We start from the raw sequence: 12,591 nt of genomic DNA, 5'->3' as shown, positions 1-12,591 counted from the left end.
TTTGTGATAAAATTGATTGTGGAATATATTTCAAAAAGAGGTTTGTATATGGAGAAAAACTCAATTTTAATTGTAGATGATGATCAAGATATTGTTCGATGTGTTAACGCGAATTTAATGCAAGAAGGTTTTAAAGTTTTTAGTGCTCATAACGGAGAAGAGGCTTTAAAAATAATAAATAATAACAGTATTCAACTTGCTATTTTGGATATTATGATGCCACATATGGATGGAATAGAATTGTGTAGGAGGATTAGAGAGAAACATAGTTTACCAATTATGTTTTTAAGCGCGAAATCATCGGATGTAGATAAAGTAATTGGGTTTAGTACTGGGGCAGATGATTATATTGTGAAGCCGTTCAGTACAATTGAATTTATAGCGAGAGTGAAAGCTCAATTAAGAAGGTATACATATTTCAATCAAAGTGCTGTCCAAGAAATAGAAAAGAAAATAAATATTAGAGGTTTAGAAATAGATGAAGTGTCTAGAACAGTAATGTTATATGGAGAAACAATCAATCTTACGAAAACTGAATATGATATTTTGTACTTAATGGCCGCTGCAAAGAATCGTGTGTTCACTATTGAAGAAATATACGAAAGCGTTTGGAAAGAAAGAGCATATGAAAGTAATAATACAGTAATGGTTCATATTGCAAGATTAAGAAATAAAATTGAAGAGAATCCAAAAGAGCCGAAGTTTATTCAAAATGTTTGGGGAGTCGGATATAAAATTGAAGATTAAATCATTACAAGGCATTAGAGCTAAGTTTTTTATCGCATTCATATGTAGCATTTTGTTAGCAACTGTAAGTATAATAGCGTTTCAAATTGTAATTGGAAATATATATAGTCATGTTACTGCGTTAGAGGAAAAATATTCATTTTTATATTTTATAGTTTTTTTAATTTTTACTACAACATACTTTGCATTCATGACAAAAACAATGATGAAAAGATTATCTGAAATTAACAAGAGTGTGAAGGAAATAAGTAGTGGTAATTTGGAAATACATATACCTATTTCAAAAAATGACGAGATTGGTGAATTAGCAGTGAATGTTAATAGAATGGCTAAAAGTTTAAAAGAGTCTATCGAAAATGAAAAAAAATTGCAGGAAATGAAAACTGAAATGATTAGTAATATTTCTCATGACTTACGAACACCTGTAACATCTCTAATCGGTTACGCGGACCTGTTAGGAAATCAGCTTCATTCAAATAGAGAAGAATGTGAACAGTATGTAAGTATACTAAAGCGAAAAAGTTATGAATTAAAAAATCAAGTAGATGATTTATTAGAATATTGTCAAATAAATTATAGAGAGATCGAATTACATAAAAGTGTAGTAAATATGAAATCGTTCATTGAACAAATCATGATTGATTTTGTACCACAACTAGATGATGCCGATATGAGCTTTTGTATTAATGGTGATAAGGAGTTACATGTGGAAATAGATGTAGCGCTTATGGTGAGGCTATTCGAAAATGTAATTAGTAATAGTATTATGTACGGGAAAGACGGAAAGGATATTTTAATTCAAGTTTCTAAAAGAGACATGAATGCTGAAATAGAAATTAAAAATTTTGGACAATGTATTCCGGATGAGAACCTTCCTTACGTTTTTGAGAAGTTTTATCGTGGTGAAAAATCACGTAGCTCCCATACGGGTGGCAAAGGAATGGGACTTGCAATTGCGAGAAGTATAGCAGAGCTTCATAAAGGGGATATCACTGTGCGCAGTAACGAGAAAGAAACTGTTTTCACCATCGCTTTACCGTATTATAAAGAATTATAAGGAAGTCGTAAGTATTTCTTTTATATGTCGTAATTTTCACTTCGTATGATGTAGTACAAAGATAGGAGAGTGGGGATACAACATGTGGAAGAAATATGTATTAGTAATTTTAATTGCTTTTCTAATTGCAAGTTGGAGTGTAGTTTATTTAGCTAAAGGTGTTATATCAGTCATTGTGTGGTGGAGTATACAAGCCTTTAGCTTAGTATCAATCTTTATTTTGATAGGATCAGCATTACTATTTGTGTGGAAAGGCATTTTCAGAAAGCGAATAGATAGAATATTACTCTTCATCGTTCTTTTCTCTATAATTGGAGCTTGGCCTTTAGGATGGTTTGCTAACATAGGGGGACTTGCTTACCCAGCAGATGTACAGTCTATGAGCCCTAAAATAGTCGTTCGTTTTCCCTTAAATGAAAGAGCACTAGTGGGCTGAGGTGGTGATCGATTAGAAACGAACTATCATGTTATAAAACCAAATGAACGATGGGCATATGATATTCTTATTCCGCCTGCTGAAGTGAAAAGTAGTAAATTAGAAGATTATGGAATATATGGAGCAAAAGTAATGGCACCAGCTTCAGGAACAGTTGTATCAATCAATAACGATGAAAAAGATGTAGTTCCGGGATCGGATAATTTTGAGTCAATGGCGGGGAATCATATTTATTTGCAACTAGATGAATCAGGGACATTTTTGATTCTTGCCCATTTAAAAAAAGGATCAATTAAAGTGAGGGAAGGCCAACATGTAAATGAAGGAGAGGTACTTGCTCAAGTTGGTAACTCAGGAAGTTCAAGTGAGCCGCATTTACATATTCATCATCAAAGGCAGGATCCATCCAAGGTGAGCATATTTCTTTCGGAAGGATTACCACTTTACTTTCGAACTGAAAAAGGTAAGATAATGCCAGAAAGAGGTACATACATAAGTGGTAATGAAAAAAGGTATTCCAGTTTTATTGGAATACCTTTTCTCATTACCCTACAAATGTTTGATAAAGTAAGAAAATATTTAAAATGATAACAAGTGCAGCGATGATCCAAGCGATAAAGGTTGTTATGCGGTGATTAACGAGCGCACCCATAATTTTTTTATTGCTTGTAAACATAATAAGTGGCACTAATGCAAAAGCAATACCGAATGATAAGACGACTTGGCTCATGACTAGAGCGTAAGTTGGATTTACACCTAAAGCGATAATAACTAATGGTGGAATCATTGTAATAAAGCGGCGTAAGTATAACGGAATATGCATTCGAATGAAACCTTGCATAATAATGTCACCTGACATTGTACCGACAGAAGAGCTAGATAGTCCTGCTGATAAGAGCCCAATTCCAAATAAAGCAGCTGATACAGGACCGACTAAAGTACTGAACTGGTTAAAAGCAACATCAAGGTCTTCAACATGTAAGCCATTTTTAAAGAATAGTGCGGCAGCAACAATTAACATACTCGCATTGATTGCTCCAGCGATAACCATTGCGATAATGATATCAATAAACTCGAAACGGAAAATTTTTTTCTTTTGTTCATCAGTTGTTCCGATCACGCGGCGTTGTGTCAATGCAGAATGTAAATAGATTGCATGTGGCATAACTGTCGCACCTAATATCCCTGCTGCAAGTAATATACTGTCTACACCTTGGAATTTTGGAATAAATAGTCCTGAAAGAAGGGGACTTAATTCTGGTTTTGCATAAAAAACTTGAATCCCAAATGCTATTACTACGATAAAAATCATCCCTGTAATAATAGCTTCTAGTGGGCGAAATCCTCTGCGTTGAAACTCAAGAATAATAAATGATCCGACTGCTGTAATTAAAGCAGCTGGTAACATCGGAATTCCAAATAATAAATACAATCCGAGTGCTGCCCCGATAAATTCCGCTAGATCTGTAGCCATAATAACGAGTTCACCTTGAATCCATAAGCCAATAGACACAGGTTTTGGAAAGTGTTCGCGAGCGATTTCAGGTAAATTATTTCCCGTAGCAATTCCTAATTTAGCTGATAAAGTTTGAATTAATACTGCCATTAAGTTAGAGGCGAATATAACCCATAATAGTAAATATCCATATTGTGAACCAGCTGCGATATTTGTAGCAAAGTTACCAGGGTCAATATAAGCTACGGATGCGATAAAAGCGGGTCCTAAAAACGGTAACAGTCTTTTCCAGCCTTTCGTTTCTCCACTTAAAGCTAAGTGTGCTGATTGAACAGTTGTACTTTGAGAAGGGACTTGTTCATCTTTTGATATATCTTTATTCATAGTAGTTTTCCCCTTTGAAATGTTAACTTGATGAAATTATTGTAAGTATTCTTATTGTTTATTTCAATACATTTAAATGTATGAGATGATATTTTTATTTGAACACAAATGTTTCCTTAGTGCAAATTATATGCCTTGCCGCAATAGATAGTGTCGTGTTATAAAAAAATGGGAGTTTATGGTGTGATCACATGGGGAAACATAATGAATTAAAGGACTAATTTTGAAATTTATGTGAACATAGAGCCTATATTACAGCATATTAATTGATGGAAATGAAATTGTATGATATATAATATATTGGGATTACAACATAACCATAGTGTTTTGTGATGTAATCTTGTTTTTATTTTCGTTAACTTATAGAAAAAATTGTAAATAGAAGAAAATAGGCTAAGTACAATTTAGTATGTATTTTCTTATTATATATGTTTTGATATGAACGTTAACTTATACATGATTTTAAAATTTAGATAGGTGGTAGAAATAAATTGGCAACTACAAAACCATATAGAGTATTACTATATTACATGTACACAACAATTGAAAATCCAGAAGAATTTGCTGAACAGCATTTAGAATTTTGTAAATCACTTGAGTTAAAAGGAAGAATTCTTGTAGCGACAGAAGGAATTAATGGAACTTGTTCTGGAACTGTTGAGCAAACAGAGAAATACATGGAAGCAATGAACAATGATCCACGTTTTGCTGGAATCGTTTTTAAAATTGATGAGGCAGATGAACATGCATTTAAGAAAATGCACGTACGCCCTCGTCCAGAGTTAGTTACACTTCGTCTAGAAGACGACATTAATCCGAAAGAAATAACTGGTAAATATTTAGAGCCAACAGAATTCTATGAGGCAATGAAACAAGAAGATACAGTTATCATTGATGCACGAAATGATTATGAGTTTGATCTAGGTCACTTTAAAGGTGCGATTAAACCGGATATTGAATCATTCCGTGAGTTGCCAGATTGGATTAGAGAAAACAAAGAAACACTTGAAGGTAAAAAGATTTTAACATACTGTACAGGCGGAATTCGTTGTGAGAAGTTTTCTGGTTGGTTAGTTCGTGAAGGTTACGAAGATGTAGGTCAGCTTCACGGCGGTATTGTAACGTACGGAAAAGACCCAGAAGTACAAGGTGAGCTTTGGGATGGACAATGTTACGTGTTCGATGAGCGTATCTCTGTACCAGTAAACCAAAAAGAGCATGTTATCGTTGGTAAAGACCACTTTACAGGTGAACCTTGTGAGCGCTATGTAAACTGTGCAAATCCAGAATGTAATAAGAAAATTTTATGTTCTGAAGAAAACGAAGCGAAACATTTACGTGCATGTTCTCATGAATGTCGTGTACACCCACGTAATCGTTATATCGTTCAACACGAATTAACTGAAGAGCAAGTAGCGGCTGCATTAGAGAAAATCGAAGCAGGGAAGTAAGCTAAATTATTGTAATAAAAAAGTACTCCAAATTTTATTTTGGAGTACTTTTTTTACCATGTGTTTTTTATCAGTTTTTGTCGGTAAGTCGATATAATCGAAAAATCGCTGATATAATTTGAGTTGCGCCGATATAATCGAAAAATCGCTGATATAATTTGAGTTACGCCGATATATCTTAAAAATCGCTGATAAAAATTTCATTCACTGAAATGCTCTACGTATTTGTAATTTGAAAATCACCCTTTTTAATGTTTATCATCTTTCTCTTTAACAGCAGAAAGTACAGTTTGTTTTACCCATGATTTTCTTCGTTTATGTTGTAGACTCCATTGGTATAAACTTTGCGCACCTAAAATAAGTGAAATGACTATGCCGCTAATTGCTATTAAAAGCGCGAAAAATTCAAGTGGCGACGAGATTTTGTTTGAATCGGTGTTTCTTAAAAGATCAATCATAGTAAACCCTAACATTTGGCCTACTACAGAGTAGAGCGTTAAAATTAATAGTAAAAGGCTATCTTTTTTAGAAGCGACATTTTCTTGATATTTAAACAAACTATCAAGATTTTGTTTTGCATTCGAGTATAGTACCTCAATGTTAAATAGTTTTCTTAAGCGGAAGAAAATATCTTCACTCTGTGATTGGGATACTAACTCTAAAGAAAAGTAATTTGCTGTAAATGAATTGATTGAATAAATTAATTGCTCTATTTCATTTGTATCCTGTTCAATGTTTAGTTCAGCATAAGCGTTGGCCATCTTTAATAAAACAACTTTATGAAATAAGTTTAATAATAAAGCGTAATAAAACTCCCCGTACATTTGACTAGCAAGTTTAGCGATTGCTTGCTCACCTTCATTTGTTATACATGTAAAAATATGTTCTTCCATAACAAAGTAGCGATTAGGAGCCCATCTTTGATAAGAATGTTTTATTAAATAATCTTGAATATAAGAAACATTATTTGCGCCAATATACGGCTTACCATCGTCTGTTAATCCGGAAAGGCTGGAAGTACGATAAACATCCACTTCATTCAGGTCCATATCTTCTTTTATAGATAATAACGTTTGTACATACATTCTTTGGTCTTCAAAGAAAGGAAAGGTTTGAAAGTAAGAGCTCCGCAATCTCTTTTTCTCAAAGAAGTCTGTTACACCATGAAATAAATCACCGAATATAAGTTTTTCCACTTGTGAGTATTGTTTTCCGTTACATTCAATACAAATAGTCTCGTTTGTATCATTTTTAGTTTCGAGTACACGGAAGCGGGCGGCGAATTCAATTGCTTCTGATAATGTTATGTTTGGAGCGGTTTCTACTTCTGTCCGAATTGTTAAGAAGCCAAGCTCATAAGGACAAATTGTTACGTCAATAGAATGAATCTTGAATGGAACAGAAATCAAATTTGTTGTTAAATGTCCAGTTAAGTTAAGGTCTTTAGAATAGCGTTGTAATCCTTTTTGATGCTCTGAGTGAGGAAATAGAATTTTATTTGTAAATGAAAGATAGTATGCTTCCATATTTTGATGTGAAACTTGAAACTTTCCGTAGTATGTATTTTCATTTTCAAGATGATCGAGTCGAAAAGGGCGGAAATCATTTTTCTGTAAGAAAGGGAACATATTTTGTTCATATCCAGTTTTAAAAGAAAACGGGAATATAAATTGAAATATAGCTGTTGCTACATCTTTTTCCTCGATGGTTTGTATTGCCTCCATTTACATTGTTTCCTTTCCATATATGCTATAAAAACAACATACCCAAATTTATTTGAAAATAACCACTGTTTTATACTCGATTAAGAATGAAAATTCAGCTTATTTAGTAGGGGACATGTATAATGTTATGTATATTAAATGTTATAAAATTGTATTTTGAAAAGGGGGATGTTGTATGCGTATTTTAGTATTAGGAGCTGGTGGCGTCGGAGGCTTTTTTGGAGGTCGATTAGTCGAAAAAGAAGAAGATGTTACGTTTCTTGTCCGCAGTAAAAGAAAACAGCAATTAGAGGAAAAGGGACTTGTTATTCGTAGTGTTAACGGGGATTTTTCCTTCCAACCGAAATTAATAACGAAAGAAGATCGAACTTCTCCGTTTGATGTTATTTTATTTTCAACAAAAGCGTATCACTTAAACGAGGCAATTCAAGATTTGAAGCCGTTTGTAGGTGGAAATACTGTAATTATTCCATTGTTAAATGGTATTGCTCATGTATCACTATTACAAAAAGAATTTGGCGTGGAAAAAGTGATTGGCGGTTTATGCTTTATCGAGACGACGTTAAACGATCAAGGAGAGATTGTACAAACGAGTGTTGCCAACAGACTTGTATTTGGAGAAATGAAGTCTCAAGATTCAGAGAGAATAAAGCATATTTCTAAAGCATTTGCAGGTACGAAATCTAGTTTTGTTTTAAGTGAAAATATTATGCAAGATATGTGGCATAAATATTTATTCATTACTGTAATGTCGGGTGTGACGACATTAATGCGTGCACCGATAGGACCGATTCGCGAAAGCGAAGGTGGACGCGATTTTATCCAAAACTTATTTGAAGAATGTGTGCAAATCATGAGATCTATGAAAGCTCCAGTTAAGGATGGAATTGCCCAAGAACATATGAAAACAATTGATAAAATTTCGTATGATATGAAGTCATCGATGCAGCGTGATATGGAAAAAGATTCGTTCATTGAAGGCGAGCACTTACAAGGATACTTACTAGATGTAGCGGAACAATTTTCTATAGAAGCACCATTATTAGGGGCAGTATATCAAAATTTGAAAGTGTATGAAGAAATGACCTTTAACAGATTAGCAATACAATTGGATGTATGAAAAAATAAAAAAGAAAGCAATATATAAGTGTATTGCTTTCTTTTTTTATGACAAATTATTTATTTCTTTTCGTTCTATCTGTCAAATTTATTTCCTGTTCACGTTTACCGTATAATTGATTAATTTCATTTGCTAATGCATCTAAATAGGAATCAGAAAAAATAGGCTTCTTTTCTTTAGACATGTGGGTCTCCTTTATCGATTTTTTAGTATTCATTATGTATATTTACCGGCGGATTATGCGCAATCATTTAAATTTTTTCTTTTTAAAAATTTTTGTTTACATTTTGAAAATAAAGGAGTATTATAATCCACAGTTTCAATTTTCTAAATCGCTGAAACCGCATGGTGCGGGGGACCCGTTCTTATGGATTAGTTCTTAATCCAATGGGGTGAATCCTTGAAAAAGGTAGGGCTACTCATAGGCCCGAATCCGACAGCTAACCTCGTAAGCGTTATATTGAGAAGGAAGGTGGAGCTTGTGCGACAAAAAAAATAATGTCTACAAGTCTATTTCGTTATGGCTTGTAGACATTTTTTGTTTTCTGAAGAAATCGTTTATCCGCTGTAACTAGCAGAAAAGTTCGTACAAAATTATTGGAGAGTGGATAGCAGTGGTTTCATCAATCAAAAGGTTTTTAATTGGAAGGCCGTTAAAATCAACTGAGTTAGGAGAGCAAAAGCTTAATAAAACGAAGGCGCTAGCCATTTTATCTTCTGACGCATTGTCATCGGTCGCATACGGACCAGAGCAAATATTAATCGCACTAGCAGGCCTAGGAGCAGTAGCTTATTGGTATTCTATTCCTATCGCTGTTGGGGTATTAGTATTATTGACAGCCCTTATTTTATCTTATCGACAAATTATTTTTGCTTATCCGCACGGCGGTGGCGCATACGTAGTATCAAAAGAAAATTTAGGGATGAATCCAGGGCTAATAGCTGGAGGATCTTTATTAGTCGATTATATTTTAACTGTTGCAGTAAGTGTATCAGCAGGTACAGATGCGCTTACATCAGCTTTCCCTAGTTTACATGCACACAATGTAATCATTGCGATTATATTTGTTATATTGATTACTATTCTAAATTTAAGAGGGGTAACGGAATCAGCTTCCGTTTTAGCATATCCTGTTTATTTATTCGTTTTAGCACTATTTATATTAATTGGTGTAGGTAGTTATAATATTATAACTGGTCAAGTTTCACCGACATTACATTCACCGATTGGAACACCAGTTGCAGGAATTAGTTTGTTTTTACTGTTACGAGCATTTGCTTCAGGAAGCTCTGCTTTAACAGGTGTTGAGGCAATATCTAACGCAATTCCAAACTTTAAGGATCCTGCACCTAACAATGCAGCGAAAACATTGCTCGCAATGGGTGCATTACTTGCAGTGTTATTTTCAGGAATTGTCTTTTTAGCTTATTATTACGGAATTAATCCAAGTAAGGAAGTAACAGTTGTTTCACAAATTGCTGAACAAACTTTTGGGCGTAATTTCATGTACTATTTTATACAGGGTACAACTGCTTTAATATTAATTCTTGCTGCTAACACAGGGTATTCTGCATTCCCGCTATTAGCAGTTAACCTTGCAAAAGACAAATTCATACCGAGAATGTTTACGATTAGAGGAGACCGCCTAGGTTACTCAAACGGTATTATTATACTTGGAATTGCTTCGATTATTTTAATTGTAGCTTTCCAAGGGCAAACAGAACATTTAATTCCGTTATATGCAGTAGGTGTATTTATTCCGTTTACACTCTCTCAAACGGGGATGGTATTAAAATGGCTTTGTGAAAAACCTGAAGGATGGGTTTTGAGATTAACGGTCAATTTAGTTGGTGCAGTCATTAGTTTTATTGTAATGAGTATGTTCTTTTTAACTAAGTTCGCACAAGTTTGGTCAATCCTTATTTTCTTACCTGCCATCATCTTCTTGTTCCATAGAATTAAGAAGCATTACGAGGCAGTGGGTGATCAATTAAGTTTAAAAACTTGTGAGCCACTTGTTCCAATTGAGGGAAATGTAATTGTTGTTCCTGTAGCTGGTATGACGCATGTAGTAGAAAATTCATTGAACTATGCGAAGGCTCTTTCGGCAGATCAAGTTATTGCTGTATATGTTGCTTTTGACAGAGAAGAGGAAAAGAAATTTGAAGAGAAATGGAAGAAGTGGCAACCTGAAGTAAGGCTTGTTACCTTACATTCTCATTATAGAAGTATTATTCAGCCACTAACAAAGTTTATTGATACAGTACAATATAAAGCGAGTGAGTCAAATTACCGAGTTACTGTAGTTATACCACAGTTCATTCCGAAAAAAGGTTGGCATAACATTCTTCATAATCAGTCTAGTTTACTCATTCGTGCGTATTTACTCTATAAAAGAAATGTTGTTATTACGACAGTTCCATATCATTTGAAAAAGTAAGAAGATTTTTTAAGGATAGCTTTACGAAAGTGAAGCTATCCTTTTTGTGTATACACTATGCATAATTGCATATGGTTCTAAAAGATATATTGATATAATTTTTGTATCTATGAATAAGTAGAGGTTTTTGTTGTGATATATGGATATTTCAATTGAAAAAGTGAAGTGGATTATATTTTGAAATAAGGACAGGAAAGCTTGAAAATAAAGGGAATGAAAATACTTCTTTACGTTATATAAATAGCTGTGTTTAAATGACCTTACAGTACAAAACTTACATGAAAACAAAACGGAATTTCATATTTACGTACGTTATTTAGTTTAAAATGAATAATATTTTTATGTAATATATTCACTGTGTGAATGTGAGAATGGCTATAAAATAGAAATTTTATACAATATTATTCATACTAATCACATATGAAATGTTTTATAACAATAAGTAAGTACTGTATCAATAAAAGTTGAGAGAGGTGGTTCGTACATGGATCGCGGTGAGAACGTTCTCTATTTTAACCATCTCAAACTATATGCAAGAAAATAGAATAATAAAATGCGATAGTAATAGTTGCTAATACATAGGAGGAGTTAAAGTGAAAAAGACTTTAATTACAGGGTTATTGGTTACAGCAGTATCTACGAGTTGTTTTATTCCTGTAAGCGCTTACGCTAAGGAAGGGCAAACAGAAGTGAAAACAGTATATGCACAAAATGTAATTGCTCCAAATACATTATCCAATTCAATTAGAATGTTAGGATCACAGTCACCGCTTATACAAGCATATGGACTAGTGATTTTACAGCAGCCAGACATTAAGGTGAATGCGATGAGTAGTTTGACGAATCATCAAAAGTTTGCAAAGGCAAATGTAAGAGAGTGGATTGATGAATATAATCCGAAGCTAATCGACTTAAATCAAGAGATGATGAGATATAGTACTAGATTTAATAGTTATTATAGTAAGCTCTATGAACTAGCAGGAAACGTCAATGAAGATGAACAGGCAAAAGCAGATTTTACAAATGCATATGGAAAATTACAATTGCAAGTACAAAGCATCCAAGAGAGTATGGAGCAAGATTTATTAGAGTTAAATCGATTTAAAACGGTATTAGACAAAGATAGTAGCAACTTATCACTTAAAGCTGATGAAGCAATAAAAACACTGCAAGGATCAAGTGGAGATATTGTGAAATTAAGAGAAGATATTAAAAGAATTCAAGGAGAAATCCAAGCGGAATTAACGACTATTTTGAATAGACCTCAAGAAATTATTAAAGGTTCTATTAATATCGGTAAACAAGTATTTACAATTACAAATCAAACTGCGCAAACGAAAACAATTGATTTCGTTTCTATCGGTACTTTAAGTAATGAAATTGTAAATGCTGCAGATAGTCAAACGAGAGAAGCAGCTCTTCGCATTCAGCAAAAGCAAAAAGAGCTACTACCACTTATTCAAAAGTTATCACAAACTGAAGCAGAGGCGACACAAATTACATTCGTTGAAGATCAAGTAAGTAGCTTTACAGAACTAATCGATCGTCAAATTACAACTTTAGAAACGTTATTAACGGATTGGAAAGTTTTAAACAATAATATGATCCAAATTCAAAAGAATGTTGAAGAAGGCACATATACAGATAGTAGTTTACTTCAAAAACATTTCAATCAAATTAAAAAAGTAAGTGATGAAATGAATAAACAAACGAATCAATTTGAAGATTACGTTACAAACGTTGAAGTACATTAAAAATAAGTAACGATATAGGGA

At 33.5% G+C, this 12,591-nt stretch carries 9 protein-coding genes, 1 pseudogene and 1 riboswitch; of the genes and pseudogenes, 7 read left to right on the top strand and 3 right to left on the bottom strand.

What is annotated here, in order from left to right; genetic code table 11:
* The first annotated feature begins 48 nt into the window (after nucleotides 1-48).
* The 3 genes and pseudogenes from QCI46_RS18615 to QCI46_RS18605 all read left to right on the top strand — a co-directional run.
* Complete coding sequence (locus QCI46_RS18615; protein WP_353841107.1) at nucleotides 49-747, top strand: response regulator transcription factor; 699 nt, start codon at nucleotides 49-51, stop codon at nucleotides 745-747.
* Nucleotides 737-1,804, top strand: coding sequence for a sensor histidine kinase (locus QCI46_RS18610; RefSeq protein ID WP_353841106.1), 1,068 nt, complete (start codon nucleotides 737-739; stop codon nucleotides 1,802-1,804). Before QCI46_RS18615 ends, QCI46_RS18610 begins: the two co-directional genes overlap by 11 nt.
* 82 nt (nucleotides 1,805-1,886) lie before the next feature.
* A pseudogene (locus tag QCI46_RS18605) lies at nucleotides 1,887-2,744 on the top strand (M23 family metallopeptidase); the annotation flags it as partial.
* Between the two features lie 40 nt (nucleotides 2,745-2,784).
* Here QCI46_RS18605 and QCI46_RS18600 read toward each other — a convergent pair.
* A complete protein-coding gene (locus QCI46_RS18600; protein ID WP_048543263.1) occupies nucleotides 2,785-4,080 on the bottom strand; it encodes an Nramp family divalent metal transporter in 1,296 nt (431 codons plus the stop codon).
* A gap of 491 nt (nucleotides 4,081-4,571) precedes the next feature.
* On the opposite strand from QCI46_RS18600, the gene trhO reads away from it, so the two are divergent.
* On the top strand, nucleotides 4,572-5,531 hold the full coding sequence (gene trhO, locus QCI46_RS18595) for an oxygen-dependent tRNA uridine(34) hydroxylase TrhO (protein ID WP_000246241.1): 960 nt from the start codon (nucleotides 4,572-4,574) through the stop codon (nucleotides 5,529-5,531).
* 248 nt (nucleotides 5,532-5,779) lie between these two features.
* Here the strand turns inward: trhO and QCI46_RS18590 are convergent, their stop codons facing one another.
* Nucleotides 5,780-7,255: a hypothetical protein gene (locus QCI46_RS18590; RefSeq protein ID WP_353841105.1), complete on the bottom strand. Its 1,476-nt coding sequence runs from the start codon at nucleotides 7,253-7,255 to the stop codon at nucleotides 5,780-5,782.
* A 175-nt stretch (nucleotides 7,256-7,430) separates the two neighbouring features.
* Here QCI46_RS18590 and panE point away from each other — a divergent pair, with 175 nt between their 5' ends.
* Nucleotides 7,431-8,375, top strand: a complete 945-nt coding sequence (gene panE, locus QCI46_RS18585) for a 2-dehydropantoate 2-reductase (protein ID WP_353841104.1) — start codon at nucleotides 7,431-7,433, stop codon at nucleotides 8,373-8,375.
* A 55-nt stretch (nucleotides 8,376-8,430) separates the two neighbouring features.
* Here panE and QCI46_RS18580 read toward each other — a convergent pair whose 3' ends face one another.
* The gene (locus QCI46_RS18580) at nucleotides 8,431-8,559 is read right to left on the bottom strand and encodes a hypothetical protein (protein ID WP_000031869.1); all 129 of its coding nucleotides are present in this window, start codon (nucleotides 8,557-8,559) and stop codon (nucleotides 8,431-8,433) included.
* Nucleotides 8,560-8,698: 139 nt separating this feature from the next.
* Nucleotides 8,699-8,845: riboswitch (cyclic di-AMP (ydaO/yuaA leader) on the top strand.
* A 144-nt stretch (nucleotides 8,846-8,989) separates the two neighbouring features.
* Between QCI46_RS18580 and QCI46_RS18575 the strand changes: the two genes are divergently transcribed.
* Nucleotides 8,990-10,816, top strand: a complete 1,827-nt coding sequence (locus QCI46_RS18575) for an APC family permease (protein WP_353841103.1) — start codon at nucleotides 8,990-8,992, stop codon at nucleotides 10,814-10,816.
* 593 nt (nucleotides 10,817-11,409) lie between these two features.
* The gene (nheA, locus tag QCI46_RS18570) at nucleotides 11,410-12,570 is read left to right on the top strand and encodes a non-hemolytic enterotoxin NHE subunit A (RefSeq protein WP_046959101.1); all 1,161 of its coding nucleotides are present in this window, start codon (nucleotides 11,410-11,412) and stop codon (nucleotides 12,568-12,570) included.
* Nucleotides 12,571-12,591 lie beyond the last annotated feature (21 nt).

Origin of the sequence: Bacillus cereus group sp. RP32 (assembly GCF_040459735.1) — a bacterium.
Taxonomy (GTDB): domain Bacteria; phylum Bacillota; class Bacilli; order Bacillales; family Bacillaceae_G; genus Bacillus_A; species Bacillus_A wiedmannii.
Note: the sequence above shows the minus strand (reverse complement) of the source record. Positions and strands in the feature narration are given on the sequence as shown.

Coding starts and splice junctions, on each gene's coding strand:
- QCI46_RS18580 (WP_000031869.1), bottom strand. CDS start 8,559: ATGTCTAAAGAAAAGAAGCCTATTTTTTCTGATTCCTATTTAGATGCA.
- QCI46_RS18615 (WP_353841107.1), top strand. CDS start 49: ATGGAGAAAAACTCAATTTTAATTGTAGATGATGATCAAGATATTGTT.
- panE (WP_353841104.1), top strand. CDS start 7,431: ATGCGTATTTTAGTATTAGGAGCTGGTGGCGTCGGAGGCTTTTTTGGA.
- QCI46_RS18600 (WP_048543263.1), bottom strand. CDS start 4,080: ATGAATAAAGATATATCAAAAGATGAACAAGTCCCTTCTCAAAGTACA.
- QCI46_RS18590 (WP_353841105.1), bottom strand. CDS start 7,255: ATGGAGGCAATACAAACCATCGAGGAAAAAGATGTAGCAACAGCTATA.